Raw genomic sequence first — 26,637 nt, forward strand, 5'->3', positions numbered from 1 at the left:
TCGTGGTCAGGCAAGGAGTGAATGTTTCGTTTTGGCTTGCTGCGCATCGGGCGTACGAACGCCTGCCGTCGCGGCAAGGGGCGCCATTCTAGAGAAGGGCGCAGGACCACGCAAGAAAAACTGGTGAATATTTGAACAGCCGATAAGGGCGCGACGGGACGGCCGAAGTGGCGCGCCCCGTCGCTGCTCGCTAGCGCTCGCTGGCGGCGGAGGGCTTGCCGGTGGTGCGCTGGCGTACCGCCTCGAACAGGCAGATGCCGGTGGCGACGGAGACGTTGAGGCTGCTGACGCTGCCGCCCATGGGCAGCTTGACGAGGTAGTCGCAATGCTCGCGGGTCAGGCGGCGCATGCCCTTGCCTTCGGCCCCCATGATCAGCACGGTGGGGCCGGTGAGGTCCTGTTGGTAGATGACCTGTTCGGCCTCGCCGGCAGTGCCGACCGTCCACAGGCCCTTCTTCTGCAGTTTCTCCAGGGTACGGGCCAGGTTGGTGACGGCCACCAGGGGCACCACCTCCGCCGCACCGCAGGCGACCTTGCGCACGGTGGCGTTGAGGGTGGCGGACTTGTCCTTCGGAACGATGACCGCCTGCACGCCGGCGGCGTCGGCGGTGCGCAGGCAAGCACCCAGGTTGTGGGGGTCGGTGACGCCGTCCAGTACCAGCAGCAAGGGCGGGCCCTCGCTGCGCTCCAGCAGCTCGTCGAGCATGTTCTCGCCCCACACCTGACTGGGACTGACCTCGGCGACGACGCCCTGGTGGACCCCCTCTGCCCACTCGTCCAGCTCGCGCCGGTCCTTGTTACCGACCGGTACGCGGGCCTGCCCGGCCAGGCCCAGCAGGGCCTGGATGCGCGGGTCCTGCCGGCTCTCGGCCAGCCACAACTGCTTCACGCGCTTGGGGTGGTGACGCAACAACGCTTCCACGGCGTGCACGCCGTAGACCTTTTCCAACTCACTCATGACTTGACCTTGTTCTTGCCGCTACCGGCGGCCTTGGGCTTGGGCGGCCCCTTGCGATGCTTGCCTGGCTTGCTCGCCTTGGCGGCGGGCTTGGCCTTCTTCGACTTGTCACCCCCCGCCTTGGCAGGCCGGGCCTTGCCGGCCGGGTCCTGGCCGTCGGCGCCGAAGGGCGCGGCGCGGGACGAGCCCTTGCCGGCCTTGCCCTTGCCTTCACGCGGTTTCTCGCCGCCCTGCCGGGCTTCGCTGAGCAATGCCTGCTTCAGGGCGCGGCTGCGTTTGACGTCGGTGTTGCCGAGCATTTCCTCAGCCTGGGCAAGGATCTCGGGTGCCACCGGTGGCAACGCCTGGACCTTGCCGGCCTTGGCACGACGGGGTGCCACGGCGACGCCGGGCGCCATCTGCTCGGGCTGGGGCGCTCGCGCGGCCTTCTTCGCCTGGGCAGAGGGCTTACTCCCGCGACTACGGGTCTTGGGGCCTTTGGCAGTGCGAGGTTCAGCAACCGGCGCGGCCTTGTCGGTACCGCGCTTCTTACGGCCGACCGGCGCTGTCAGCACGTTCTCGGAGAGCTCGAAATCGATCTTGCGCTCGTCAAGGTCAACCCGGGCGATGACCACTTCCACCTGGTCCCCCAGGCGGAAACTGCGGCCACTGCGCTCACCGGCGAGGCGGTGGTGGATCGCGTCGAAGTGGTAGTAGTCGCCAGGCAGTGCGGTGACGTGCACCAAACCTTCTACATAGATGTCGGTGAGTTCGACGAACAGGCCGAAGCCGGTGACGGCAGAAACGACACCGGGGAAGGTCTCGCCCACCCGCTCGCGCATGTACTCGCACTTCAGCCAGTTGGTCACATCGCGGGTGGCTTCATCGGCCCGGCGCTCGGTCATGGAGCACTGTTCGCCAAGGCGTTCGAGGGCCGCTTCGTCGTAGGGGTAGATACGCGCCTTGGGCATGGCGGCGGCGCCAGCACGGCGGACGTGCTCGGTCTCGCGCTTGGAGCGGATCACACTGCGGATGGCACGGTGCACCAGCAAGTCCGGGTAACGACGGATCGGCGAAGTGAAGTGGGTGTAGGCGTCGTAGTTGAGGCCGAAGTGGCCCTGGTTGTCGGCGCTGTACACCGCCTGGCTGAGGGAGCGCAACATCACCGTCTGGATCAGGTGGTAGTCCGGGCGATCACGGATGGTCTCCAGCAGCGCCTGGTAGTCGCTCGGCGTCGGTTCGCCCTTGCCTTTGTTGAGGCTCAGGCCCAGTTCGCCGAGGAACAGGCGCAGCTTCTCCAGGCGCTCGGCCGGCGGGCCGTCGTGCACACGGTAGAGCGAGGGAATGTCATGGTCCTGCATGAAGCGCGCGGTGGCGACGTTCGCGCAGAGCATGCATTCCTCGATGAGCTTGTGGGCATCATTGCGCTGGGTCGGACGGATCTCGGCGATCTTGCGGTCGGCACCGAAGACGATGCGCGTTTCCTGGGTTTCGAAGTCGATGGCGCCGCGTTTGTGACGGGCGGCCAGGAGCACCTTGTACAACTTGTAGAGCTGCTGCAGGTGCGGGACCAGGTGCGGCATCTGCTCGGCGAGTTGCTGCCCCTCGGGGGAGTCGGGCGTCTCCAGCAACTGGCTGACCTTGGTGTAGGTGAGCCGCGCGTGGGAGTGGATGACGGCCTCGTAGAACTCGTAGCCGGTCATCTTGCCGGCCCGGGACAGGGTGACCTCGCAAACCATGGCCAGTCGGTCGACCTGGGGATTCAGCGAGCAGAGGCCGTTGGAGAGAACCTCCGGCAGCATCGGTACGACCTTCTCGGGGAAGTAGACGGAGTTGCCGCGCTTGGCGGCTTCTTCATCCAGTGCCGAACCGACCTTCACATAGTGAGAAACGTCGGCAATGGCGACGAACAGGCGCCAGCCGCCGCCCTTGCGAGCCTCGGCGTAGACCGCATCGTCGAAGTCGCGGGCGTCCTCACCGTCGATGGTGACCAGGGGCAGGTCGCGCAGGTCGACGCGCTTCTGCTTGTCCTTCTCGGCTACTTCGGGCTTGAGCTTGGCGGCCTCCTTCTCGACGGCCTCGGGCCACTCGTGAGGGATGTCGTAACTGCGGAGGGCGACTTCAATCTCCATGCCAGGCGCCATGTAGTCACCCAGTACGTCCACCACCTCGCCCTGTGCCAGGCGGAAGGCGCTTGGCCACTGCTCGATGCGCACCTGGACGAACTGCCCGTGGCTCGCACCGCCTCGCTTATCGGGGGCGACCAGCACTTCCTGCTGGATCTTGGGGTTGTCGGCGACCACGCGGCCGATACCGCTCTCTTCGAAGAAGCGGCCTACCAGGGTCTCGTGGGCGCGCTCGATGACCTCCACCAGCGCACCTTCACGGCGGCCACGGCGGTCGTGACCGGAAACGCGCGCGAGGGCGCGGTCACCGTCGAACACCAGGCGCATCTGGGCGGGGCTGAGGAAGAGGTCGTCGCTGCCGTCGTCGGGGATCAGGAAGCCGAAGCCGTCCCGGTGGCCGCTGATGCGGCCGCATATGAGGTCGAGCTTGTCCACCGGTGCATAGGCACCACGGCGCGTATAGATAAGCTGGCCATCACGCTCCATGGCACGCAGCCGGCGCCGCAGGGCTTCCAGCTCGTCGTCCGTGGTCAGACCGAACTCTTCCACCAGTTGCTCGCGGCTGGCGGGCGCGCCACGTTCGTCGAGGCGCTGCAGGATGAGTTCACGGCTGGGAATGGGGTTGTCGTATTTTTCCGCTTCGCGTGCGGCCTCGGGATCGAGGTTTTGCCAATCGGCCATCAGTTGGGAATCACCTTTTCATTCATAGGTCGGCTTGTCATGTAGCTATTGAAGCGCGAAATCCGATCGTCGGTCAGCTTTCGCCAGAGAATAATTTTTTTCGGGGTCAGGGGTTTACAAGCAAAAACCCGAACCGTATAGTTCGCGCCCACAACGTCGCTGACGTTGTAGTGTGAAGACGGTGAGCAATCATCGCACGCAGTGCCCAGGTGGCGGAATTGGTAGACGCACTAGGTTCAGGTCCTAGCGGTGGCAACACCGTGGAAGTTCGAGTCTTCTCCTGGGCACCACTCTTCAGAAACACGGCAACGCGCCGAGTTTCAAAATAGGGAAGCAGCACACCCTGTCGACACAGTCGATCAAGTGCAGCAAAAGTCGATGAGCAATCATCGCAATGTGCCCAGGTGGCGGAATTGGTAGACGCACTAGGTTCAGGTCCTAGCGGTGGCAACACCGTGGAAGTTCGAGTCTTCTCCTGGGCACCACCTTTCAAGACAAAGCCGAGCAATGCTCGGCTTTGTGCTTTCTGACACTTCTCCATCACGCCTTGAACTGCCCCAGGCTGGATTTGAGCTGAGCTGCAAGCCCATCCAGCACACGTCCGCTGCTGGCTGTAGCCGCAACCGCTTCGGCGGCCAGGCGCGCCTCGGCATGGATGACATCGACCCGCCCGCGCACAGCGCCCGCCCCTTCGGCCTGATGCTCTGCCGCGCGCGCCGCCGTCTGTACCGCCTCGTGCACACCTTCAACCGCCTGCTGGACGCTCTGCTGCAGGCGCTCGCTGTCCCGCAGGGCATCGATCCCTTCGGCAGCACGCGCACGGGCCTGGGATATCGCCGCCACCGCTTCCTGCGCACCTTTCTGCAGTGCACCGATATGAGCCTGGATGTCACCGGTGGATTGCTGGGTCTTGCTGGCCAGCGCGCGCACCTCATCAGCAACAACTGCGAACCCGCGCCCACTTTCTCCCGCACGCGCCGCCTCGATCGCGGCGTTGAGCGCGAGCAGGTTGGTCTGCTCGGCAATACCATGGATCACCGAGAGCACGACTTCGATCTGCTCGCTTTGCCGCGCCAGGCGCTCGATGACTTCGGAACCGTTCTGGACCCGCTCCTCCAGGGTCTCGATCAGCCCACCTACCTTGCGGGCGATCGCTGCACTGTCTTGGGTGGCTTGGCGAATCTCGCCGACCTGCTGGAGCGCGGTCTGCATGGCATGGCTCTCGGCCTGGGCCTCGGCCGCCATCTGACCCAGAGCCTCCAGGCTGCCGGCGACTTCGTTGCGCTGTCGATCAGCGGCAGCCTCAGCCGCCCGGCTGCGTTCCGCCAGGGAGCGGATCTCCGAACCGGTGCGCACCGCCACCTCGCCCGCTTCACGGACGATCGGCTGGAGCTTGTCGATGAAGCGATTCACCGCGCCTGCCATCTCTCCCACCTCGTCACGGCTGTCGATCTGCACACGCCGAGTCAGGTCGCCCTCGCCCGCTGCCAGGTCGTTCAAGGCGGAAATCAGCAACCGCAGGCGGTTGACCACACGATGACCCAACACCACTGCCAGCACCAGCAACACACCGAGACCGACCAGCACGAGCGCCAGACCGATGCGCCAGCGCAGTTCGTGGGCCGCCCCCTCCACGGTGCTCTGGGTTCCGGTGCTCATGCTGCTGGCTGCATCCTGGGCAGACTTCAAACGCGCCGTGAGAACGGCAGTGCTACCGGAAGCTGCGCCCGCAAGGCTCTGAGCCACCAGATCACCACTACTGGCTATGAGGGCGCTGAAGCGACTGTCCAACGCTTTCAACTGGGCTTCGACAGAGGCAGTGGAGACGCCGAGGCGGACCTTGCCAATCTCCACCCCGTTGGGGCTGATGGAGGCCTCGACCATGTAGACGGAAGGATCATTGGCCGCAGCATTCAACACCTTGTCCAGCGCCCGCGCGCCCTGCCCTTTCTCCAACAGAGCCTTGATGACTTCGTTTTCACGATTGAGGTAACGGGTCAGGTGCTGCCCCTGGGCATCGTCATAAACCACGAACAGCACGTTGGGGTTGCGCTGGGCGCGGCGGGCAAACTCCGAAAGAGTGGGAATATCGCTGTCCCACATGGCGCGAGGCGCGACAGCCGCCAGCAGTTGGGCCAGGTCATTGGCGGACGCCTTCAAGCTCTGCTCGAGGGTTTCGCGCAATTGCCCCTGCTCGGCCTTCAATCGCTCCGACAGGGAAGCACTCAGGCGCTCACGGGTCTGCGCGGAAAGACTGGACAGACTACCTGACACCTCCTGCCCTGCCTGCGCGAGCTCGCCAGACAAGCGCTGAGTGTCAGCACCCAGGCGCTTGCCAAGATCCGTGACCAAGGCGTCGACCGTGCCCCGGGTCAGCACAACAGCCACCACCACCTGCACCAGCAGGGCGATTCCGAGGGCGATGAATACAGGCCGCAACAGACGGCTCTGCAGGAGGGACAGGATGGCGGACACGACGATTACTCCTCAACGACCGTTCTGGTTTAACGGCGACTTCCGGGATTTATATAGGTCCTCGGCAAGGGGTATGCCGCAAATTTTTTGCATTTCCGGCCTATGAAGTGTGGCCGTGACGGGGCGGGAGCGCGGCGGGATGGGAGAAAGGATCGACGAACGGTCGCTGCCGCATAAAGAAAAAGGGCCGCATCAGCGGCCCTTTTTCGTTCATCGCACTCAGGCGTAAGGATGGCGCAAGACGATGGTCTCGTTGCGATCCGGGCCGGTGGAGATGATGTCGATGGGCGCCCCCACCAGCTCCTCCACGCGCTTGATGTAGGCGCGGGCGTTGGCAGGCAGCTCTTCGAGGGACTTGGCTCCGACTGTGGACTCGGTCCAGCCCGGCAGTTCCTCGTACACGGGCTGCAGTCCGATGTAGCTGTCGGCATCGGTGGGCGCATCGTCCAGCAGGTTGCCGCTCTGATCCTTGTAGCCGGTGCAGATGCGGATGGTTTCGAGGCCATCCAGCACATCCAGCTTGGTCAGGCACAGGCCGGAGATGCTGTTGATCTCGATGGCGCGACGCAGGATGACGGCATCGAACCAACCACAACGACGGGCACGACCGGTGGTGGAACCAAACTCGTGGCCACGCTTGGCCAGGTAAGCGCCGGTATCATCGAACAGCTCGGTGGGGAACGGGCCGGAGCCGACACGGGTGGTGTAGGCCTTGGTGATACCGAGGATGTAGTCCAGGTACAACGGGCCGAAGCCGGAACCGGTGGCGGTACCGCCAGCCGTGGTGCTGGAGCTGGTCACGTAGGGATAGGTGCCGTGGTCGATGTCCAGCAGGGAGCCCTGGGCGCCCTCGAACATGATGTAGGCACCCTGCTTGCGCAGTTCGTGCAGACGGGCGGCAACGTCGGTGATCATCGGCTTCAGCAGCTCGGCGTAGCCCAGGGCTTCGTCGAGGGTCTTCTGGAAGTCGACGGCCGGCTCCTTGTAGTAGTTCTGCAGGACGAAGTTGTGATAGTCCAGCAACTCGCCCAACTTGGCTGCAAAACGCTCGCGGTGGAACAGGTCGCCGATACGCAGGCCGCGACGAGCAACCTTGTCCTCGTAGGCCGGACCGATGCCGCGACCGGTGGTACCGATCTTGGCGTCGCCGCGCGCTTTCTCACGCGCCTGGTCGAGGGCCACGTGGTACGGGAGGATCAGGGTGCAGGAAGGGCTGATGCGCAGGCGCTCACGAACCGGTACGCCTTTCTCCTCGAGCTTGGTTATCTCGCGCATCAGCGCGTCCGGCGCCACGACCACGCCGTTGCCGATCATGCACTGCACGTTCTCGCGCAGGATGCCGGACGGAATCAGGTGCAGGACGGTCTTCTCGCCATCGATCACAAGGGTGTGACCCGCGTTGTGGCCGCCCTGGTAGCGCACGACGGCTGCTGCCTGGTCGGTCAGCAGGTCGACGATCTTGCCTTTGCCCTCATCACCCCACTGGGTGCCCAGGACCACGACATTCTTACCCATAACACTTGTCCTCTTCGGAAGCTCGATGCCGGCGCGCGCCGGCGGGAAAACCTTAAACCAGGGGCGCAACCTGCCAGCGCCCATCCTGCAGGATCAACTGGCGATCACAGGCCACTTCCTGCGCACTGCCCACATCCTGGCCCGGCAGCGCCTGAACGACTCGCTGGCCTTCCACACGCAAGCGCTTGATCGCCTGCCAGAGGTAAACGTCATGGACATCCGGCGCCCAGATTCCGGCAGGTGCATCGTCCAGCTGCATACGCCCCAGCGTAACCAGGGTCTTCAGGTCGGTGGAGAAGCCAGTCGCCGGACGCGCACGCCCAAAGTCGGCGCCGATATCGTCGTAGCGACCACCCTGGGCAATGGACTGCCCTTCACCCGGCACGAATGCCGCGAAGACCACCCCCGTGTGGTAGTGGTAGCCGCGCAACTCGCCCAGGTCGAAGTACAGAGGAAGTTCCGGATAACGCAGCTCCAGCTCATCAGCAATGGCGACCAGTTCATCGAGCGCAACATGGACTTCTTCGGGCGCATCCACCAGGACGCCCTGGGCAAGCTCCAGGACCTGGCGATCACCACAGAGCTCGACGAGGGAGCGAAGCATGCCGGCGAGATGTGCAGGGAGGCTTTCAGTCAGCTCGGCCACCTCATCGACCGCCTTGCGCTGCAGGGCATCAAAGAGACGCTGCTCGGCCTGGCCAGACAACTCGGCAGCACGGGCAAGGCCACGGTAAATACCGACATGGCCGAGATCCATGTGCACGTCCGGGACATCGGCCAGCTCGAGCATTTCCAGCATCAGGCTGATGACTTCGACATCACTGGCCGGACTGGCATCACCATACAGTTCGGCGCCCAATTGGATCGGGCTGCGGGAGGTGGAAAGTGCGCGCGGCTTGGCATGCAGGACACTGCCCGCATAGCACAGCCGGTTGGGCCCTTCACGACGCAGGGTATGAGCGTCCAGACGCGCGACCTGGGGCGTGATGTCGGCGCGAAAGCCCATCTGCCGCCCCGATTGCGGATCGGTGACCTTGAACGTGCGCAGCTCGAGATCCTGCCCAGCACCTGTGAGCAGGGATTCGAGAAATTCGATGTGCGGGGTTACCACGAAGTCATAGCCCCAGCGCTGGAACAGGTCCAGCACCTGGCGGCGAGCTGCTTCGATACGCGCCGCGTCGGGCGGCAGTACTTCTTCGATTCCATCTGGCAGCAGCCAGCGATCTACCGTTGCCATTTCGCCACTCCCCTCTTAGCCGGGCGGCAAGCCTTCAGTGAAGCAGATACAGGAGGCCGGTCCCCAGCAACATGCTGGCGAGGCCCATGAGGCGGAGATGGCGATCCTTCAGGCTCGCCAACCCAAGCACCGCGGCGCGCCAACGGCGCGGATAGAGGAAGGGCAGGATGCCTTCCAGCACCAGCACAAAACAGATCGCTATGCCAATTTCCTGCCACATGATTCCCGCGGACGCAAAAAAGCCGGGATTTCCCGGCTGGCCCATCATAACACGTTTTCCCGGAGGGTCACCCCGGCGGTCAGATCCGACCGCCGGGGGTATCCTTATTTGGCCTTGTTGAGAAACTGAAAGAACTCACTGTTCGGATCCAGAACCATCACATCACTCTTCTTGGCGAAGCTTTCGCGGTAGGCCTGCAGGCTCCGATAGAAGGAATAGAACTCCGGCTCCTGGCTGTAGGCCTTGGCATAGATGGCCGCTGCTTGGGCATCGCCATCGCCGCGGAGCTCTTCCGACTCACGATAAGCCTCTGCCAGCAACACACGGCGCTGACGATCGGCATCGGCACGGATACCCTCTGCCAGCTCACTGCCTTTGGCACGATGCTCGCGCGCTTCACGCTCACGCTCGGTGCTCATCCGCTCGAATACACTGCGGTTGACTTCGCGCGGCAGGTCGATGGCCTTGACGCGGACGTCAATCACCTCAATACCCAACTCCTTATTGGCCATGGCGTTCAACAAGCGCGTGATATCAGCCATGAGGCCATCACGCTCACCTGATACCACTTCGTGCAGCGTGCGCTTGCCGAATTGGTCACGCAGACCAGCCTCAAGACGCCGAGAAAGGCGCTCATCCGCAATCTGCTTGAGACCGGACGTTGCCGTATAGAAGCGCTCGGCATCGGATACCCGCCACTTGGCATAGGCATCCACCATCACCGCCTTTTTCTCCTGAGTCAGGAAGCGCTGGGTGGGCGTATCCAAGGTCAGCAGACGCGCATCGAACTTACGCACCTGGTTGACATAGGGAATCTTTACATGGAGGCCCGGCTGAACATCCGCTTCGACGATACGGCCGAACTGCAGGAGAACTGCCCGCTCGGTCTGGGCCACGATGTAGAAGCTGCTCCAGGCCACCAGCCCGAGCACGACAGCCCCGATCAGGGCGATCAGCGACTTGTTACCCATCAGCGACTCTCCCTAGAACGCAGATCGCGCTGCTGCAGATCTGTGGTGACACGCGAACCCAGGTCGCTGGCCGCGCCACTCGAGGAGGCCGGGGCCGGCATTGCCGCACTGGCACCACCACGATTGTCGATCATCTTGTCCAACGGCAGGTAGAGGAGGTTGTTCTGCCCCTTGTCACCAGTCACGAGGACCTTGCTGGTATTGCTGAAGACTTCCTGCATGGTATCGAGGTAGAGGCGCTGGCGCGTGACCTCGGGCGCCTTGCGGTATTCAGCCACGAGCTTGGTGAAGCGATCAGCCTCACCCTTGGCACGGGAGATGACCTCCTCACGGTAACCGTTGGCCTCTTCGATGATGCGCTGAGCCTGGCCCCGGGCTTCAGGGATCACGCCATTGGCGTAAGCCTCGGCCTGGTTCCTGGCACGCTGCTCATCCTCCCGAGCACGAATCACATCGTCGAACGCTTCCTGGACTTCACGAGGAGCAGCCGCACTCTGGACGTTGACCTGGGTGACGGTGATGCCGGTGCCATAGGTATCGAGGAAGCGCTGCAGGCGCTCCTTGATCTCGCTGGCCATGAGTTCGCGCCCTTCGGTCAGGACCTGGTCCATCTCGGTCGAGCCCACCACATGACGGAGGGCGCTCTCGGTGGCGTGCTGCAAGCTCACTTCAGGCTGATCGACGTTCAGCACGAACTTCTGCAGATCACTGATCTTGTACTGAACAGTGAGCGGCACCTCGACGATGTTCTCGTCCTCGGTAAGCATCTGTCCTTGCTTGCTATAGGCGCGCTCCCGGGTGACGTTCTCCTGGAACTTGCGATCGATCGGCGGGAAGTAGATGTTCAGGCCGGGCCCTACGGTGTCGTAGTACTTGCCGAAGCGAAGCACCACAGCCTGCTCCTGCTCATCAACCACATACACCGCGCTGTAGAGCCAGCCCAGTGCAAGGATGAACAGGGCGATACCCAGCAAACCAAAGCCACCGCCCCGGTTTTCATCACCGCCTCGTTTCTTGCCGCCTCCAAACAGGCCGTTAAGGCTGTCCTGCAGCTTGCGGAAGGCTTCGTCCAGATCCGGCGGCCCCTTGCGATCGCCACCACGGCGGCCACCCCAGGGATCCTGATTGTTCGAATTGCCACCCGGCTCGTTCCAAGCCATAGCGCTCTCCATACTGATAAAGCAAAGACGCGCCCAAAGCACGTCCGCCAATGCTACCGAAAGCCCGCCACCTGCGGCAAAAAGCCATTCTGCGGCCTTATTGCAAAGTGTGTTGCTCGATGAACGCCTGGGGTTTCCAGCCTTCGCGACTCACAAGCCGGTTCAGCTCGACACGCGGCAATCTGACCGCCAGCAACGTATCGCCAGCGTCGTCATGCTGCTCGCTCTGCACGGCCCCCAACTCGAAAAACTGTGCTCGCAGACGACCGAGTCGCTGTGGCAGCTTGAGGGTGCCCACGAAGAGGTCCTCCCCTAACAACTCCGCAATCGCCTGCTCGAGCAACCCCAGGCCTTTTCCCTCTCTGGCAGACAACCAGACACGCTCGGGCTTTCCATGCTCGTTTCGCTGAATCTGCGGCTCCATGGCCTCCAACAGGTCGATCTTGTTGTAGACCTCCAGCATCGGCAATCCATCGGCACCGATTTCCCCCAGCACCGCCAAAACCTGTTCGATCTGCGCCATACGCTCAGGCTCATGGGCATCAATCACATGCAGAAGCAGGTCGGAGTTGCTCGACTCTTCAAGGGTAGCCCGGAAAGCCTCGACGAGCTTGTGCGGGAGATGACGGATGAAACCTACTGTGTCAGCCAATACGATCGGCCCCAGGTCAGCCAAGTCGAGCCTGCGCAATGTGGGATCCAGCGTGGCGAACAACTGATCGGCCGCATAAACCTCTGATGTGGTCAGGGCGTTGAAAAGCGTGGATTTGCCTGCGTTGGTGTAACCCACAAGGGACACGGACGGGATATCTGCACGCTTGCGGCCACGCCGCGCCTGCTCACGCTGGCTGCGGACCTTTTCGAGACGTTGTTTGATCTGGCGGATGCGTACACGAAGGAGACGACGGTCCGTTTCCAGCTGGGTTTCACCAGGGCCACGCAGGCCAATACCGCCCTTCTGACGTTCTAGGTGCGTCCAGCCACGAACCAGGCGGGTACTCATGTGTTCGAGCTGCGCCAGCTCCACCTGCAACTTGCCTTCATGGGTCCTGGCACGCTGGGCGAAGATATCGAGGATCAGACCGGTACGATCCAGCACCCGGCATTCGAAGGCGCGCTCAAGGTTGCGCTCCTGGCTGGGCGTGAGGGTGTGATTGAAGATGACAAGCTCAGCCTGCTCGGTCTTGACAAGATCGTGGAGCTCTTCGACCTTGCCGCTGCCGATCAAGTACTTGGCAGTCGGCTGGTGGCGGGAAACGGAGACAAAAGCCACCGTGTCCGCACCAGCCGAGCGAGCCAGCTCCTGGAATTCCTGCGGGTCTTCTCGCGACTCAGGATCATGACCTTCCAAGTGAACAAGGACGGCACGTTCACCACCACCTGGGCGCTCGAAAAACAAAGCAGGCTCCTATCAGGCGTTACCGGGCTCAGGTTGCTCTTGTTCGCTGGCGCTGGGCAGGCGGACGGGGCGGCTCGGTACAACAGTGGAAATGGCGTGTTTGTAGACCATCTGGCTGACGGTGTTCTTCAGCAGGATGACGAACTGGTCGAAGGACTCGATCTGGCCTTGCAGCTTGATACCGTTGACCAGGTAGATGGAAACCGGTACGCGTTCCTTACGCAAGGTATTCAGGTAAGGGTCTTGTAGCGAATGCCCTTTTGACATGTGCCGCACTCCTGTAGGGATCTAATTCGTATGAGTTGTCAAATGACGAGAAAGTTGGCCGCCCTACCCCCAAGGATAGACGGTAACTGGCGAGGTCTTAGCCCAATATGGAGACCGACTCCAGGTATTTCAAGGCGCGCGGCAGATTGTCGCAAGCCAGGCTGTCGAACCAGTGCAAATCGGCCCAACTGCGTAACCAGGTGAACTGTCGCTTGGCCAACTGGCGCGTAGCAATGATGCCTCGCTCCTCCATTTCGGCCCGGGTGAGATTACCCTCGAGGTACTCCCATACCTGGCGGTAACCCACAGCCCTTATAGACGGCAATCCTGCGTGCAAGTCACGTCGTTCGCGCAGGTTTTCGACCTCTTGGACGAATCCCTGTTCCAGCATCAGACGAAAGCGTTGCGCGATTCGCGCATGCAAAACCTGGCGACTCGCAGGAGCGATCGCCAGCTGCGCGACAGTATAAGGCAAATGCCCCGTCCCAACGGGGCCGATGTCGTGATTTTGCGACGCCTGTCGACGCCGCAACTCGCTCATGGAAACTCCACCAGAGAGGTACACCTCGAGCGCTCGGGTCAGTCGCTGAGGGTCATTGGGGTGGATTCGTGCTGCCGACTCGGGGTCGACCACCGCCAATTCCCGATGCAAGACGTCCCATCCCTCGCATGCAGCGCGGGCCTCCAATTCGGCGCGTATGGCCGGATCGGCACTGGGCATGTCTGCCAACCCCTCCAGCAACGCCTTGTAATAAAGCATCGTGCCGCCAACCAAGAGCGGTATGCGGCCACGGGCCGTGGCTGCCGTCATGGCAGCCAGCGCATCCGCGCGAAAATCGGCAGCTGAGTATGGTTCGGACGGATCGAGGATATCGATCAGTTGGTGCGGATAGGCTTCCAGCGTGGCGCGATCCGGCTTGGCGGTGCCGATGTCCATTCCCCGATAGACCAAAGCGGAGTCGACACTGATCAGCTCACAGGGCAATGCTTGAGCCAGCTCGATGGCCAGGTCGGTTTTCCCTGCAGCAGTCGGCCCCATCAAGAAGATGGCGGGCGGTAGACGCTCCCCCACCTCAACGCCCTCTCAGGAAGAGCTTGTCGAGGTCATCCATGCCCAACTGAGTCCAGGTAGGGCGCCCATGGTTGCACTGACCACTACGTTCGGTCTGCTCCATATCACGGAGCAGGCCGTTCATCTCCGGCACTGTAAGCCGACGATTTGCGCGCACCGCACCGTGACAGGCCATGGTTGCCAGCAACTCGTTCAGATGCGCCTGAATGCGGTCACTGGTCCCGTACTCGAGCAGATCCGACAACACATCCCGCACCAGTTGCGAGGCCTCGGCCTGCTTCAGCAATGCCGGAGTCTGGCGGATCGCCAGAGTCTCCGGCCCTAGTCGCTGCAGTTCGAAGCCGAGTCGCAGGAACCAGGCCGCATGCTCTTCGGCACAATCCGCCTCGCGCTGGCTCACCGCCAGGGACTCCGGCACCAGCAGCGGCTGCCCCTTGAGCCCCTCGCTGGCCATGGCGACCTTCAGGCGTTCATAGGTAATGCGCTCGTGAGCCGCGTGCATGTCGACCAACACCAGGCCCTGGGCGTTCTCTGCAAGGATGTAGATGCCCTTGAGCTGCGCCAGCGCATAACCCAGCGGCGGAACATCGCCCTGGCTTTCCGGCAGGCTCACCGGCGCTGAGTCGGGCAACGGCGCGAAATACTCACGGTAGGCTGCCTGGGCTTCGGCGGTTCCCACAGGGCCGGCGGGCCGTGACGACGGCACGTATCCGCCAGACGAAGCTATCGGGCGCCAGGCCGGATCTGCTGCAGGGCGTTCCAGCACATTGGCGGCCAGGCTCATCTCACCCTGGGGCCCAAACTCCCCTGCTTCCAGTCCCGTAGGACGAACAACGGTCGCGACCGCGGCCGGCGCAGCGAGTTGGTCTTCGGGGCGCACCTCGCCTAGTGCACGGTGCAGGGTTCCGTAAAGGAAGTCATGAACGGTGCGTCCCTCGCGGAAACGCACCTCGTGCTTGGTGGGGTGTACGTTCACATCCACCGCCGCCGGGTCCAGTTCCAGGAACAGCACGAAGGTCGGATGACGGCCGTTGTACAGCACATCGCGATACGCCTGGCGCACCGCATGCACCACCAGTTTGTCCCGCACCATCCGACCGTTCACGTAGAAATACTGGAGGTCTGCCTGACTACGGGAGAACGTCGGCAGACCGACCCATCCCCACAGGTGCAAGCCATTGCGCTCTACCTGGATGGGCAGTGCCTGCTCCAGAAAAGCCGAGCCGCATACGCTGGCGACGCGCCGTGCGCGGGAAACCTCGTCACGGGCTTCATGCAACGCAAATACCGTCTTGCCGTTGTGGCGCAGATGGAAGGCCACATCGAAGCGCGCCAGTGCGAGACGTCGGATCACCTCCTGGAGATGCTCGAACTCGGTCTTCTCGGCCCGCAGGAACTTGCGCCGCGCCGGCGTATTGAAGAACAGGTCGCGCACCTCCACCGAGGTCCCCACCGGGTGAGCCGCAGGCTGCACACGGGCCTCCATGTCGCGTCCCTCGGTCTCTACCTGCCAGGCCTGGTCGGCATCCGCTGTGCGCGAGGTCATGGTCAACCGCGCCACAGAGCTGATGGAGGCCAGTGCTTCGCCCCGGAAGCCGAGGCTCATGACCCGTTCCAGGTCATCCAGATCACGGATCTTGCTGGTGGCATGGCGCGCCAGGGCCAGGGGAAGGTCGTCGGAGGGGATGCCGCAACCGTCATCGCGGACCCGAAGCAGCTTCACACCGCCCTGCTCGACCTCCACGTCGATCCGGCGTGCACCGGCATCCAGACTGTTTTCCAGCAGTTCCTTGATCACCGAGGCCGGACGCTCGACCACCTCGCCCGCTGCGATCTGGTTGGCCAGGCGTGGGCTGAGCAGGTGGATACGACGCAGCTCTGCCATGTCGCTCATGGCTGCACCGCCAGAGCCGTGGTGGCCGGGATGCTCAGGGTCTGGCCGACCTTAATGGTGTCGCTCTTCAAACCGTTGGCGTTACGCAACGCCACCAGGCTGACCTGGTAGCGCTGGGCAATGAGCGCAAGGCTTTCCCCGGACGTGACGATATGCTCGCGCGGGCCAGCCGCGATCTTGCCCGCGTCACGCAGGGAGGCGATGTAGGTCCCCGGCGGCGGGTTCTGCACGAAGAACTGCTTGATGCCGCTCTGGATGGAGCGAGCAAGCGCCTGCTGATGCCCGGCGGAGGCCAGCTTCTGGGATTCCTGGTGGTTGGAGATGAAGCCGGTCTCCACCAAGATCGACGGAATGTCCGGGGACTTCAGCACCATGAAGCCCGCCTGCTCGACCCGGCGCTTGTGCAGCGGCGTGACACGCCCGATGTTGGTCAGCACCTTGTGCCCGACGTTCAGGCTGGATGACAGCGTGGCCGTCATCGACAGGTCCAGCAGCACACCGGCCAGCATGCGGTCCTTGTCATCCAGGCTGACGCTGCCCACACCACCGATGAGGTCGGAGCGGTTCTCGTTGTCCGCCAGCCATCGAGCCGTCTCGGACGTGGCGCCTCGGTCAGACAAAGCGAATACGGAAGCACCGAACGCGCTCCGGCTCGGCGCCGCGTCCGCGTGGATCGAGACGAACAGGTCAGCGCCCTTCTTGCGTGCAATCTCGGTGCGTTTGCGCAACGGGATGAAATAGTCGCCGGTACGCACCAGTTCGGCGCGGAAGCCCCGCTCCTGGTTGATCTGCCGCTGCAGCTCCTTGGCGATGGCCAGTGTCACATCCTTTTCATGCTGCCCCTTGGGCCCGAGAGCCCCCGGGTCCTCACCACCGTGGCCGGCGTCGATGGCAACGATGATGTCGCGCTTGCCGCCGGAAACCGGTGGCAGCTTGCCCGAGGACGGCCGAGTGGGGGAAACGGGTGGCTGCGGTTTGCTGGGCGCCGTCGCGATTTGAGGTGCGCTAGCCTCTTCGGCAGCGGAAGGCTGGTCGTAAAGATCGACGACCAGGCGGTTACCGTACTGCTGGTTGGGCGCGAGGGTGAAACTCTTGGGTGTGACACCGGGCGCCACATCGATTACCACCCGCAGGTCGGTCGGCGAACGCTGGGCCGAACGGACGCTCTTGATCGGCGTGTTGGTGATCGACAGCTTGTCCAGCTGGGTCGCCAGTTGGGCGCCGTTGATATCGATGACGATGCGATCGGGTGCGGTCAACGTGAACACGCTGTGCTGCACGGGGCCGGACAGGTCGAAGACCAGGCGGGTGTTGTCGGGAGCACGCCAGAGCCGCACACTGCGGACCTCGGTGGCAGCCAGGATATTGGTGGCAAAGGCTGCGAGCAGCAGACCGATCCCGGCAAACAGTGCGCGCGAGCGCATACTCCACCCCATACTCGTCTTCATTCTCCCGTGGCCAAGGCGGCACACCAGGCTTCGCCGCGCGCAGTGTGCGGCGAGAAATGCAGCGAGCGGCCGCCTGCATGGGCGCTAATGGTAATGTCAAGGTCCGCCTTTGGCAAAACGCCCCGACCCCGCTCAGGCCACTCGATCAGGCACAAGGCATCGCCCTCGAAATAATCGCGGATACCAAGGAATTCCAGCTCCTCGGGGTCGACCAGGCGGTACAGGTCGAAGTGGTAGACCGCGACCCCGCCGATCTCGTAAGGCTCCACCAGGGTGAAGGTCGGGCTCTTGACCGCACCGGCGTGCCCAAGGCCCCGCAGCAGGCCCCGCGAAAGTGTCGTCTTGCCCGCCCCCAGGTTGCCATGAAGGTAGATCACCCCTTGCCCACCGCTGACATGCCCCAACCGGGCCCCAAGGACGGTCATGGCGTCTTCTCCCTGGGCGAACAGCTTCAGCTCAGGCACGGCGAATACTCCTCGATCAACTGACGAATGGTAGGTATCAGATCGCTGGCCGCCAGGCCGCGACCTTTGAGGCCCTGGCGTTCCCCGGCGACAGCATGCAGCCAGGTGCCCAGGGTAGCGGCCTCGAATGGTGAGAGGTGCTGCGCCAGCAAGGCTCCGATCAGCCCTGCCAGCACATCCCCGAGCCCGGCAGTGGCCATGGCAGGGTGCCCCCGATCACAAAGCGCCAGTCGGCCATCGGGCGCGGCCACGAGACTGCCGGCCCCCTTGAGCACCACCACGGCGCCGTAGCGCTGGGCCAGCGCCACAGCAGTGGCGGGCCGGTCAGCCTGGACCCTGGCCACATCCACACCCAGCAGGCGTGCTGCCTCGCCGGGATGGGGCGTGATCACGCAATCGGGTGGTAATTGAATTGCGCCCGCAGCCAGCAGATTCAGTGCATCGGCATCCCAGACCTGGGGAAGTACGGCGGCCGACGCAACGCTCAGCAAAGCCCGCCCCCATGGGCCCTGCCCAAGCCCAGGCCCCACTACCAACACATCGGCGCGCTCCAACAATGGCTGCAGCGTCCCTGCCGACTCAACGGCCACGCTCATCACTTCCGGCATCCGCGCCAAGGCAGCGGCCAAGTGCTCGCCCCGGGTCGCCAGGGAGACCATCCCCGCCCCACTGCGCAGCGCACTCTCGGCACTCAACAGCGCTGCGCCGCCGGTGCCACGCTCGCCACCCACGACCAAAACCTGCCCATAGCGCCCCTTGTGGGCCGCGCGCGGCCTCGGCAGCAGGGATGGGAGGCCACCCGGTGCCAACCTGCGGGCCAGGACGGGGTGATCGGCGATCACCTCCGGATCGGCCTTGAGATCATCAAATACCAACGCCCCAACATGATCAGGGGCCTGGCCGGTAAACAGGCCGAGCTTGAGACCGATGAAGCTCACCGTCATCGTCGCGACCACCGCCGCACCCAACACCTGGCCGGTGTCCGCACTGAGCCCCGAGGGTATGTCGACAGCCAGCACCGGCAAACCGCCGTCATTGATCTGGCGGATAGCCGCTTCATAGGGGGCGCGCACGGGTCCGGAGAGGCCGGTGCCGAGCAACGCATCGACCAGCACGCCGCGCAGGGGTTCACCGGTGCGCCAGGCAATGATCGGCGCACCTGCTGCCTGCGCCTCGTCCCGGGCCAGCGCCGCATCACCCGCCAGCGCCTGGGGCTCCCCAACCGCCAGGACGCGCACCTGCCAGCCCGCACGAGCTGCCAGGGCCGCTATCAGGTAGCCATCCCCGGCGTTGTTGCCGCGACCGGCCAGCACCGTCACTTCGCCAGCCTCTGGCCAACGGCGACGCAGGGCCCGCCAGGCGGCATGGGCTGCCCGCTGCATCAGTTCGAAGCCGGGGGTACCCGCGGCGATCAGGCGGGCATCGAGTGCACGCACCTGCTCGGCGGAATAGAGCGACAGCGGCAGATCATCGGCAGGATCGGACATGCGATTCGGTAGTTCAGGCAGGGGTCTGGCAGAATTATACGCACCTCGCCACCGTTTCCCTCTCTCCGATGCCCCTTTCCCCGCAGCAACTCGACGAACTGGCCGACTCCATCAAGACATGGGGGCGCGAACTCGGCTTCCAGCAAGTGGGCATCAGCGATGTCGACCTCGGCGAGCACGAGGCGCACCTGCAACGCTGGCTGGAGGCAGGCCACCACGGCGAGATGGAGTACATGGCCGCCCACGGCAGCAAGCGCTCGCACCCGGACGAGCTGGTGCCTGGCACCTTGCGGGTGGTGTCGTTGCGCATGGACTACCTGCCCGGCGACACGCGCATGGCGCAGGTGCTGGGCGAGCCCGAGAAGGCCTACGTCTCCCGCTATGCCCTGGGCCGGGACTACCACAAGCTGATCCGCAAGCGCCTGCAGCAACTGGCCGACCGCATCCAGGCGGCCATCGGCCCCTTCGGCCATCGCGCCTTCGTCGACAGCGCCCCCGTGCTGGAGAAAGCCATCGCCGAGAAGGCGGGCCTCGGCTGGATCGGCAAGAACACCCTGGTGCTCAACCGCAAGGCCGGCAGCTACTTCTTTCTCGGCGAACTGTTCGTCGACCTGCCGCTGCCCGTGGACGCGCCTCATGGCAGCGAGCATTGCGGGCGCTGCACGGCCTGCATGGACATCTGCCCCACCGCCGCCTTCGTCGCGCCCTACCAACTGGACGCACGCCGCTGCATCTCCTACCTGACCATCGAACTGAAAGGCTCCATCCCGGAAGCGTTACGCCCGCTGATCGGCAACCGCGTGTTCGGCTGCGACGACTGCCAGATTGTCTGCCCCTGGAACCGCTTCGCCCGCCCCAGCGACCAGGGCGACTTCCAGCCGCGACACAACCTGGACAACACCGAACTGGCCAGCCTGTTCGCCTGGACCGAAGAGGAGTTCCTCAGCCGTACGGAAGGCTCCCCGCTACGCCGGGCCGGCTACGAGCGCTGGCTGCGCAACCTGGCCGTGGGCCTGGGCAATGCCCCGAGCACCGTGCCGGTCCTAGAGGCGTTGCGCGCCCGGCGGGATCACCCGTCCGAGCTGGTGCGCGAGCACGTGCGGTGGGCCCTCGCCCGCCATGGTGCGAGCGAGGCCTGACGGATCAAAGCTTGATGAAGTGATCGCGGTAGTGACGCAGCTCCGCGATGGAGTCGCGGATATCGTCCAGAGCCAGGTGGCTGCTGCTCTTCTTCACCCCATCACGAACGTGGGGCGCCCAACGGGCAGCCAGCTCTTTGAGGGTGGAGACGTCGAGGTTGCGGTAGTGGAAGTAGGCCTCCAGGCTCGGCATCTGCCGATAGAGGAAGCGACGGTCCTGGCAGATGCTGTTGCCGCAGATCGGCGACTTGCCCTTGGGCACCCAGTGTTCGAGGAAGGCCAGGGTCTGCGCCTCCGCCTCGGCGGTGCTGATGCGGCTCTCGCGAACCCGCTGGGTCAGGCCGCTCTGGCCGTGCTGGCGGGTGTTCCACTCGTCCATGCCGGCAAGAATCTCGTCGCTCTGGTGAATGGCCAGTACCGGCCCCTCGGCCAGCACATTGAGGTGGCTGTCGGTGACGATGGTGGCCATTTCGATGATGACGTCGTTGTCCGGATCCAGCCCGGTCATTTCCAGGTCGATCCAGATGAGGTTCTGAGGGTTCTGCATGTCGGAAATGCTCTCTAGGGACAGAGCGCAATTCTAGCGGATTACGCACGCCCCATCGGCCAGAAAAGCAGTGCCGTCTGGCGACCGACCATCACGGGCAGGGAATGCTGCGGCGCCACGCCCGACACCCCGAAAGTGTTGCTGACCAGCCAACTGCCGCCACGCATTTCCCCAACGGCCTTTTCCCACAGACGCGGCATGGGCTCCGGCGAGAGAAAGCAGTAGGCCAGGTCGAACGCCTCCAGGTCAGTGCGCCAGAGGCTCTGGTAACGCACGCTGCAATTGCACAGCGGCAAGCAGCGCAGCCAGGCAAACAGAAACAGCAGTGGCGCGGTCTCCACACCGACAAAGTGCCGCCCCGGGAAGCGCCGCGCCAGGCGTACCAACGGACCACCAGTGCCACAGCCCAGATCGACAAAGCGCAGCACCTGTGGCTGCTCATCCAGCCAGTCCCCCAGCAACTGAACGGCCCGATCACCGCTGAGATAGAGCGGTACACGCTCGAACACGCTGTTCCAGTTCACCAGCGCAACCAGAGCGAAACCGAGCAGGAACAACCCGGGCGGTAGCGCCAGGTGCTGGACCAGCAACAGCGCGGGCAGGAACGCCAGATTGATCCACCTCCACCAGCGAGACAACCCGAGCCATTGGCCAATACCCGCCGCCAGGCCACCCTCCAGCAGCGCCAGCGCCCATAAAGGCAGCCGCTGCCCCAGTAGCCAGGCGAGCGCATACACCAGCACTGCCAGCAGCACGACCGCCGCCCCGTGCGCCATAAGCGCGCGCCCCAACGGCCGGCCGAACAGGCCAAACCCTGTCTTCATCCACCTCTCCCAACCGTGTTCAGCAGCCGCCCATGCTAGACTCGCCGCGCCCAACCCGCACGAAACTCTACCGACCCGGAAGCCCATGGCCAAACGCCACCTCAGCCGCCGTCAAAGCTGGCGCATCGAAAAAATCCAGGAAGAACGCGCCGCCCGCGCTGCCAAGCGCGAATCGCGCCTGGTCGATGAATTGGAAGGCGGCGACCTCGGCCCCGAGCAGACCGGATTGGTCATCGCCCACTTCGGCGTCCAGGTGGAAGTCGAAGCACTGGAAGGCGAACTCGCCGGCCAGGTCGTCCGCTGCCACCTGCGCGCCAACCTGCCCGCCCTGGTAACCGGCGACCGCGTGGTCTGGCGCCCCGGCAACCAGGGCAGCGGCGTGATCGTCGCGCAACTGCCGCGCACCAGCGAGCTGTGCCGACCGGACATGCGCGGCCTGCTCAAACCGGTGGCGGCCAACGTCGACCTGATCGTCATCGTCTTCGCGCCACTGCCCACGCCCCACGCCAACCTGATCGACCGCTATCTGGTGGCCGCTGAACACGCGGGTATCCAACCGCTGCTGCTGCTGAACAAGTGCGACCTGGTGGACGACCAGAACGGTGCAATGCTCGACAGCCTGCTGGAGGCCTATCGGCAACTGGGCTACCCGCTGCTGGAGGTCTCGGCACATGGCGGAGGTGGCATGGATGACCTGCGTGCACGCCTGGATGGCCACACCAGCGTCTTCGTCGGTCAGTCCGGCGTAGGCAAATCGTCCCTGGTGAACAGCCTGCTACCCGGCGTGGATACCCGTGTCGGCGCACTGTCGGAACTCACCGGAAAGGGCACCCACACCACCACCACCGCTCGGCTGTTCCACTTCCCCGGGGGCGGCAACCTGATCGACTCCCCCGGCATCCGCGAGTTCGGTCTCGGCCATGTCAGCCGTGATGACGTGGAAGCCGGCTTCATCGAATTCCGCGACCTGCTTGGCCACTGCCGCTTCCGTGACTGCAAGCACGACCGCGAACCGGGCTGCGCTCTACTCCAGGCCCTGGAAGAAGGCCGTATTCATCCACAGCGAATGGGCAGCTACCGGCACATCATCGCCAGCCTCCCAGAACCGGACTACTGATGCAGAAAGGCCACGCAATGCCTGGCCTTTCCGGTTTGTGCGGCAAGCCAGGTTCAGGGCTGCTTTTGCGGGTCCATCTTCAGCACCCCATCTTCGAAGATGTTCAGCTTCTGCTGCAGCTCACCAGGCTGCAGCGGCTCCGTTCCGGAAGCCGACTGCCCTCCGGCAGGTGCGATGCCAGGCGCTGATGCCGGAGTATTGGCGGGCGCGCCGTCCTTGCCTTGCTGGGGCTCGTCCTCGATGTCGCGCTGGGCACGCTTGGTCAGGACGATGATGTCGATGCGACGGTTCACCGGGTTGAGCGGATCATCACGGTCGAACAGGGCCGACGAGGCATAGCCCACCACGCGCGCCACCTGATCATCCGGATACCCGCCAGCCACCAGAGTGCGGCGCGCGGCGTTGGCGCGGTTGGCTGACAATTCCCAGTTGCCAAACTCGCCGCTGCCGGCAAATGGCTTGGCGTCGGTATGGCCGCTGACGCTGATCTTGTTCGGCACCGCCTTGATGGTCTCGGCCATGATCAACAGGATGTCTTCGAAGTACGGCTGCAGACGCGCGCTGCCCAGATCGAACATCGGCCGGTTGGCAGCATCCATGATCTGGATGCGCAGGCCATCCTGGGTGATCTCGAAGAGGATCTGATCCTTGAACTTGCGCAGCTCGGGGTTCTCCTCGACCTTGTTCTGCAGCTCCTGCAACAGCAGCTCGAGGCGCTCGCGCTCTACCTGCTCGGCCAGGTTCTGGGCCTGGGCCGGATCGACCTGGCGAGCCTGGATCTCCTCGTTGCTGGAAGAGTCGACGGACTGTTCCTGGGCATCAGGGGCATCCTTCAACTCGGGGTTCAAGGTCCGGTCGGGCGCTGGGGTAGGCGTACCGCCCAGATCGATGACGTATGGACTGGCGCTCTCAGTGAAGCCGATCGGATCCTGGAAGTAGCCAGAGATCGCTTTCTTCTGCTCAGGCGTCGCCGACGACATAAGCCACATCACCAGGAAGAACGCCATCATCGCTGTGGCAAAGTCGGCAAAGGCGATCTTCCAGGCGCCCCCATGGTGACCGGCTGCGCTCTTCTTGACGCGCTTGACGATGATCGGCTGATTGTTGTCCATGCTCGACCTTCAATCAGCTGCCACGAACAGCCTGCTCGAGCTCGCTGAAGCTCGGGCGGTGCGCCGGGAACAGGACCTTGCGACCAAATTCGACAGCCAGGGAGGGCGGCATCCCCGAGGCGGAAGCCACCAGCGTGGCCTTGATCGCTTCATAGAGGTTCAGTTCCTCCTTGGCGTCATGCTCCAAGGCAGTGGAGAGAGGGCCAAAGAAACCGTAGGACGCCAGGATGCCCAGGAACGTCCCCACCAACGCTGTCGCGACCTTTTCACCGATCTGTGCGTTGGTGGCCTCGGCCAGAATGGACATCGTGATAACGATACCCAGTACGGCAGCCACGATACCCATTGCCGGCAGACCATCCGCGATTTTCGCAACCGCATGAGAAGGGTGTTCCAGTTCCTCCTTCACACTGGCCAGTTCCAGGTCGAACAAGCCCTCTAGTTCATGAGGGGCCATGTTCCCGGACGACATGATCCGCAAGTAATCACAAATGAAGGAGGTCATCCGCGGGTCTTTAAGCACAGTCGGATACTTGCTGAATATCGGACTGGCGTTGGGATCTTCGAGATCTGCCTCGATCGCCATCATCCCCTCACGGCGGCTCTTGTTGAGAATCTCGTAGAGCAACTTTAGGACATCCAAATAGAAACTATGGGTAAAACGCGTACCGAACATGGTCAATGACTTTTTGAAGACCGTCATGAACATGCTTCCCGGGTTGGCCTGCAGAAAGCCACCCAATGCGGCGCCACCAATGATCAGCACTTCAAAGGGGTGGACCAGCGCCATCAGCTTCCCGCCCGACAAAACGAAACCGCCAAAAACGCACGCAAGAACAACAACTATTCCGATAATCTTTGCCATACACGGATTCGTTTATTTAGAGATTGGTAAGGGGGGCTTGAATTGACGCCCCGAAATTGCTGAAGCTTGCTCGCCAGACTATAGCCAGTTAAGGCGAAAAGCCAGTTCGGCTCAAACCCCATGAAGACCTCAAAGCCCGTCCCTACAAGCCTTGAAGGGTGGATCAAGCAACTCGACGGAGTTCGCCTGCCTATCCCTGCCACTAGCCATGAACGGGTACGACGGGCCATGGGAGACAGCCGGCGTTCGCTGCGCGAAATCGCCGACATGATCCAAGACAGCCCCGCCCTCGCACTGAGCCTGATGCGCGAGGCCAATCGCACTGTGACCACCTTGGGTGGCCCGGCAGAAAGCCTGGAAGTTGCACTTACCCGCCTCGGCCTGAAGCGCTCTGAAGAGTTGCTCAACCGCCTGCCTGCCGTGGCCGAGAACGATATCCCGTTGCCCCTCCGCCAGATCCAGTTGATCAGCCTGCATGCATCCCAGCAGGCGAATGGCCTTTTCGCCGCCCGCCTGGCCAGGTTGTGGCAGGAGATCCACTGGAACAGCCTGCTCTTCCTGTCACCGATCTGGCCCTTGCTGGCACTCCATCCCGACCTCCTGGAGTCCTGGGAAAAGCGCGTACTGGTACGCGGCGAGCCTGCCCGCAGAGTCGAGCGCGAACTGCTCGGGGTCCCCCTGCTGCGCCTTTGCCAGGCCCTTGCAGAGCATTGGCGACTGCCAGAGTGGATCACCGACGGTTATCGCCTGCTGAATGCTCAGCAGCGCATGCTGGTCAAGGCCCTGCACATCGCCCGGGACAACGAACACCCCCTGCACCAGCAACACCTGCTGGACGCCGACAACGACCTGCGCCGCTGGCTGACCCAACCCGCCAACACCGTGCTATTGGCCAACGGACTGGCGATCTCCGCGCACAACTCATGGACCTGCGACCACAGCCTGCGCTGGCAGCGCCTGACCGGACTCTACATGCAGCTGCCGCTGGGCGACGTGCAGCAACTCGTTCACCAACAAGCAGCCGAAAGCGCACGCCACCACGCCACGCCCGATCTCTGGCACCCGGCACAGGCTTTGATCTGGCCGTGGGGAACCAGCCGCTGGCCAGTGGAGGTAGCCAAGCCCGCGCCGCCGCCACCGGCAGCCCTGCAGGAATGGCGCACGCTGTGCACCCAGTTGCTTCAAGAACCAACGCCCTTCGCCAACATCGTCCAGCTCACTGCCTGCGCCCGCGATGCGCTTGCCGCCTGCGGCATGCGTCGCAGCCTGCTGTTACTGGCGGACAAGACCCAGACCCGCCTGATGGTCCAGCAGAGTGACGGACTGCCCAAGGAGGCCGTCAGCCTTCAACTGGCCCCATCTCAGAGCCAGGTTCTCAAACGCCTCCTCGCTCAACCGGGCCAGCTTCGCCTGAGCCCAGAGAACGCGGCCCAGTACTCCGCTTTTATCCCTGGCAACCTCAAAGCGCTTTTCCCCGCCGACCACCTGCTGCTGCGCTCCGTGGCAGCCAATGGGCGGGTCGTCCTGCTGGTGATCGCCGACCAGGGCGGGCAGCCGTTCTCCGACATCGGCCTGCAGGCCTTCGGAAAGACCATGCAATGCATCGAGCGCGCCCTGCATGGCTTCGCCAGTCGCGGACGCTGACCTTTCCGCTACAATCTCCCGCTTTCCGCCCCTAAC

Annotated in this window: 22 protein-coding genes, 2 tRNA genes and 1 pseudogene; 5 read left to right on the top strand and 20 right to left on the bottom strand. The window is 63.6% G+C overall.

Features of this window, described 5'->3' with window-relative positions:
* Nucleotides 1-190: 190 nt before the first annotated feature.
* The gene (gene rlmB / locus A9G05_RS08745; RefSeq protein WP_069560597.1) at nt 191-958 is read right to left on the bottom strand and encodes a 23S rRNA (guanosine(2251)-2'-O)-methyltransferase RlmB; all 768 of its coding nucleotides are present in this window, start codon (nt 956-958) and stop codon (nt 191-193) included.
* Nucleotides 955-3,744 carry a ribonuclease R gene (rnr, locus tag A9G05_RS08750; RefSeq protein ID WP_069560598.1) on the bottom strand — a complete coding sequence of 930 codons (2,790 nt, stop codon included), beginning with the start codon at nt 3,742-3,744 and terminating at the stop codon, nt 955-957. Before rnr ends, rlmB begins: the two co-directional genes overlap by 4 nt.
* A 203-nt stretch (nt 3,745-3,947) precedes the next feature.
* Here rnr and A9G05_RS08755 point away from each other — a divergent pair.
* Both A9G05_RS08755 and A9G05_RS08760 read left to right on the top strand, forming a co-directional pair.
* A tRNA-Leu gene (locus A9G05_RS08755) sits at nt 3,948-4,034 on the top strand.
* 108 nt (nt 4,035-4,142) lie between these two features.
* Nucleotides 4,143-4,229 (top strand) — tRNA-Leu (locus A9G05_RS08760).
* Between the two features lie 55 nt (nt 4,230-4,284).
* On the opposite strand, the gene A9G05_RS28395 is transcribed toward A9G05_RS08760, so the two are convergent.
* From A9G05_RS28395 to A9G05_RS08825, 14 genes and pseudogenes are all read right to left on the bottom strand, one after another.
* Complete coding sequence (locus tag A9G05_RS28395; RefSeq protein ID WP_371850556.1) at nt 4,285-5,169, bottom strand: methyl-accepting chemotaxis protein; 885 nt, start codon at nt 5,167-5,169, stop codon at nt 4,285-4,287.
* A pseudogene (locus A9G05_RS28400) lies at nt 5,143-5,847 on the bottom strand (HAMP domain-containing protein); the annotation flags it as partial. The pseudogene A9G05_RS28400 and the gene A9G05_RS28395, both read right to left, overlap by 27 nt.
* A gap of 591 nt (nt 5,848-6,438) precedes the next feature.
* Entirely contained in the window at nt 6,439-7,734 is a 1,296-nt protein-coding gene (locus A9G05_RS08770) for an adenylosuccinate synthase (RefSeq protein ID WP_069560600.1), read from the bottom strand.
* 52 nt (nt 7,735-7,786) lie between these two features.
* A complete protein-coding gene (locus A9G05_RS08775) occupies nt 7,787-8,971 on the bottom strand; it encodes an ATP phosphoribosyltransferase regulatory subunit (protein ID WP_069560601.1) in 1,185 nt (394 codons plus the stop codon).
* Between the two features lie 34 nt (nt 8,972-9,005).
* Nucleotides 9,006-9,191 (bottom strand): DUF2065 family protein, encoded by a 186-nt coding sequence (locus A9G05_RS08780; protein WP_044401399.1) that lies wholly within the window; start codon nt 9,189-9,191, stop codon nt 9,006-9,008.
* 104 nt (nt 9,192-9,295) lie between these two features.
* Nucleotides 9,296-10,162 (bottom strand): protease modulator HflC, encoded by an 867-nt coding sequence (gene hflC, locus A9G05_RS08785; protein WP_069560602.1) that lies wholly within the window; start codon nt 10,160-10,162, stop codon nt 9,296-9,298.
* Nucleotides 10,162-11,322, bottom strand: a complete 1,161-nt coding sequence (gene hflK / locus A9G05_RS08790) for an FtsH protease activity modulator HflK (protein WP_069560603.1) — start codon at nt 11,320-11,322, stop codon at nt 10,162-10,164. Before hflK ends, hflC begins: the two co-directional genes overlap by 1 nt.
* 97 nt (nt 11,323-11,419) lie before the next feature.
* Nucleotides 11,420-12,721, bottom strand: a complete 1,302-nt coding sequence (gene hflX / locus A9G05_RS08795) for a ribosome rescue GTPase HflX (RefSeq protein ID WP_069560604.1) — start codon at nt 12,719-12,721, stop codon at nt 11,420-11,422.
* A 12-nt stretch (nt 12,722-12,733) separates the two neighbouring features.
* Entirely contained in the window at nt 12,734-12,988 is a 255-nt protein-coding gene (gene hfq / locus A9G05_RS08800) for an RNA chaperone Hfq (RefSeq protein WP_003453015.1), read from the bottom strand.
* Nucleotides 12,989-13,085: 97 nt separating this feature from the next.
* The gene (gene miaA / locus A9G05_RS08805) at nt 13,086-14,027 is read right to left on the bottom strand and encodes a tRNA (adenosine(37)-N6)-dimethylallyltransferase MiaA (RefSeq protein ID WP_069560640.1); all 942 of its coding nucleotides are present in this window, start codon (nt 14,025-14,027) and stop codon (nt 13,086-13,088) included.
* A 34-nt stretch (nt 14,028-14,061) separates the two neighbouring features.
* Complete coding sequence (mutL, locus tag A9G05_RS08810; protein WP_069560641.1) at nt 14,062-15,945, bottom strand: DNA mismatch repair endonuclease MutL; 1,884 nt, start codon at nt 15,943-15,945, stop codon at nt 14,062-14,064.
* A gap of 5 nt (nt 15,946-15,950) precedes the next feature.
* The gene (locus tag A9G05_RS08815) at nt 15,951-17,390 is read right to left on the bottom strand and encodes an N-acetylmuramoyl-L-alanine amidase (RefSeq protein ID WP_165667528.1); all 1,440 of its coding nucleotides are present in this window, start codon (nt 17,388-17,390) and stop codon (nt 15,951-15,953) included.
* Between the two features lie 8 nt (nt 17,391-17,398).
* Entirely contained in the window at nt 17,399-17,827 is a 429-nt protein-coding gene (tsaE, locus tag A9G05_RS08820) for a tRNA (adenosine(37)-N6)-threonylcarbamoyltransferase complex ATPase subunit type 1 TsaE (RefSeq protein WP_371850557.1), read from the bottom strand.
* Between the two features lie 26 nt (nt 17,828-17,853).
* On the bottom strand, nt 17,854-19,353 hold the full coding sequence (locus A9G05_RS08825) for a bifunctional ADP-dependent NAD(P)H-hydrate dehydratase/NAD(P)H-hydrate epimerase (protein WP_069560607.1): 1,500 nt from the start codon (nt 19,351-19,353) through the stop codon (nt 17,854-17,856).
* Between the two features lie 68 nt (nt 19,354-19,421).
* Between A9G05_RS08825 and queG the strand changes: the two genes are divergently transcribed.
* Entirely contained in the window at nt 19,422-20,492 is a 1,071-nt protein-coding gene (gene queG, locus A9G05_RS08830) for a tRNA epoxyqueuosine(34) reductase QueG (protein ID WP_069560608.1), read from the top strand.
* Nucleotides 20,493-20,496: 4 nt separating this feature from the next.
* Here queG and orn read toward each other — a convergent pair whose 3' ends face one another.
* Both orn and A9G05_RS08840 read right to left on the bottom strand, forming a co-directional pair.
* Nucleotides 20,497-21,039 (bottom strand): oligoribonuclease, encoded by a 543-nt coding sequence (gene orn, locus A9G05_RS08835; RefSeq protein WP_044401136.1) that lies wholly within the window; start codon nt 21,037-21,039, stop codon nt 20,497-20,499.
* Between the two features lie 41 nt (nt 21,040-21,080).
* Entirely contained in the window at nt 21,081-21,863 is a 783-nt protein-coding gene (locus A9G05_RS08840; RefSeq protein WP_069560609.1) for a class I SAM-dependent methyltransferase, read from the bottom strand.
* Nucleotides 21,864-21,948: 85 nt separating this feature from the next.
* On the opposite strand from A9G05_RS08840, the gene rsgA reads away from it, so the two are divergent.
* Nucleotides 21,949-22,980: a small ribosomal subunit biogenesis GTPase RsgA gene (gene rsgA / locus A9G05_RS08845; protein ID WP_069560610.1), complete on the top strand. Its 1,032-nt coding sequence runs from the start codon at nt 21,949-21,951 to the stop codon at nt 22,978-22,980.
* 53 nt (nt 22,981-23,033) lie between these two features.
* Here rsgA and motB read toward each other — a convergent pair whose 3' ends face one another.
* Both motB and motA read right to left on the bottom strand, forming a co-directional pair.
* Complete coding sequence (gene motB, locus A9G05_RS08850) at nt 23,034-24,092, bottom strand: flagellar motor protein MotB (protein ID WP_069560611.1); 1,059 nt, start codon at nt 24,090-24,092, stop codon at nt 23,034-23,036.
* Nucleotides 24,093-24,105: 13 nt separating this feature from the next.
* Nucleotides 24,106-24,957, bottom strand: coding sequence for a flagellar motor stator protein MotA (motA, locus tag A9G05_RS08855; RefSeq protein ID WP_069560612.1), 852 nt, complete (start codon nt 24,955-24,957; stop codon nt 24,106-24,108).
* A 120-nt stretch (nt 24,958-25,077) separates the two neighbouring features.
* Here motA and A9G05_RS08860 point away from each other — a divergent pair, with 120 nt between their 5' ends.
* On the top strand, nt 25,078-26,601 hold the full coding sequence (locus A9G05_RS08860) for an HDOD domain-containing protein (protein WP_069560613.1): 1,524 nt from the start codon (nt 25,078-25,080) through the stop codon (nt 26,599-26,601).
* Nucleotides 26,602-26,637: the final 36 nt, after the last annotated feature.

The organism is Pseudomonas sp. ENNP23, assembly GCF_001728945.1.
Classification (GTDB): domain Bacteria; phylum Pseudomonadota; class Gammaproteobacteria; order Pseudomonadales; family Pseudomonadaceae; genus Metapseudomonas; species Metapseudomonas otitidis.

Coding starts and splice junctions, on each gene's coding strand:
- hflK (WP_069560603.1), bottom strand. CDS start 11,322: ATGGCTTGGAACGAGCCGGGTGGCAATTCGAACAATCAGGATCCCTGG.
- motA (WP_069560612.1), bottom strand. CDS start 24,957: ATGGCAAAGATTATCGGAATAGTTGTTGTTCTTGCGTGCGTTTTTGGC.
- tsaE (WP_371850557.1), bottom strand. CDS start 17,827: ATGACCGTCCTTGGGGCCCGGTTGGGGCATGTCAGCGGTGGGCAAGGG.
- hfq (WP_003453015.1), bottom strand. CDS start 12,988: ATGTCAAAAGGGCATTCGCTACAAGACCCTTACCTGAATACCTTGCGT.
- A9G05_RS08860 (WP_069560613.1), top strand. CDS start 25,078: ATGAAGACCTCAAAGCCCGTCCCTACAAGCCTTGAAGGGTGGATCAAG.
- A9G05_RS08825 (WP_069560607.1), bottom strand. CDS start 19,353: ATGTCCGATCCTGCCGATGATCTGCCGCTGTCGCTCTATTCCGCCGAG.
- orn (WP_044401136.1), bottom strand. CDS start 21,039: ATGCAGAACCCTCAGAACCTCATCTGGATCGACCTGGAAATGACCGGG.
- rlmB (WP_069560597.1), bottom strand. CDS start 958: ATGAGTGAGTTGGAAAAGGTCTACGGCGTGCACGCCGTGGAAGCGTTG.
- A9G05_RS28395 (WP_371850556.1), bottom strand. CDS start 5,169: ATGGCAGGCGCGGTGAATCGCTTCATCGACAAGCTCCAGCCGATCGTC.
- rnr (WP_069560598.1), bottom strand. CDS start 3,744: ATGGCCGATTGGCAAAACCTCGATCCCGAGGCCGCACGCGAAGCGGAA.
- A9G05_RS08815 (WP_165667528.1), bottom strand. CDS start 17,390: ATGGGGTGGAGTATGCGCTCGCGCGCACTGTTTGCCGGGATCGGTCTG.
- hflC (WP_069560602.1), bottom strand. CDS start 10,162: ATGGGTAACAAGTCGCTGATCGCCCTGATCGGGGCTGTCGTGCTCGGG.
- rsgA (WP_069560610.1), top strand. CDS start 21,949: ATGGCCAAACGCCACCTCAGCCGCCGTCAAAGCTGGCGCATCGAAAAA.
- mutL (WP_069560641.1), bottom strand. CDS start 15,945: ATGGCAGAGCTGCGTCGTATCCACCTGCTCAGCCCACGCCTGGCCAAC.
- miaA (WP_069560640.1), bottom strand. CDS start 14,027: ATGGGGCCGACTGCTGCAGGGAAAACCGACCTGGCCATCGAGCTGGCT.
- A9G05_RS08770 (WP_069560600.1), bottom strand. CDS start 7,734: ATGGGTAAGAATGTCGTGGTCCTGGGCACCCAGTGGGGTGATGAGGGC.
- queG (WP_069560608.1), top strand. CDS start 19,422: ATGCCCCTTTCCCCGCAGCAACTCGACGAACTGGCCGACTCCATCAAG.
- motB (WP_069560611.1), bottom strand. CDS start 24,092: ATGGACAACAATCAGCCGATCATCGTCAAGCGCGTCAAGAAGAGCGCA.
- A9G05_RS08840 (WP_069560609.1), bottom strand. CDS start 21,863: ATGAAGACAGGGTTTGGCCTGTTCGGCCGGCCGTTGGGGCGCGCGCTT.
- A9G05_RS08775 (WP_069560601.1), bottom strand. CDS start 8,971: ATGGCAACGGTAGATCGCTGGCTGCTGCCAGATGGAATCGAAGAAGTA.
- A9G05_RS08780 (WP_044401399.1), bottom strand. CDS start 9,191: ATGTGGCAGGAAATTGGCATAGCGATCTGTTTTGTGCTGGTGCTGGAA.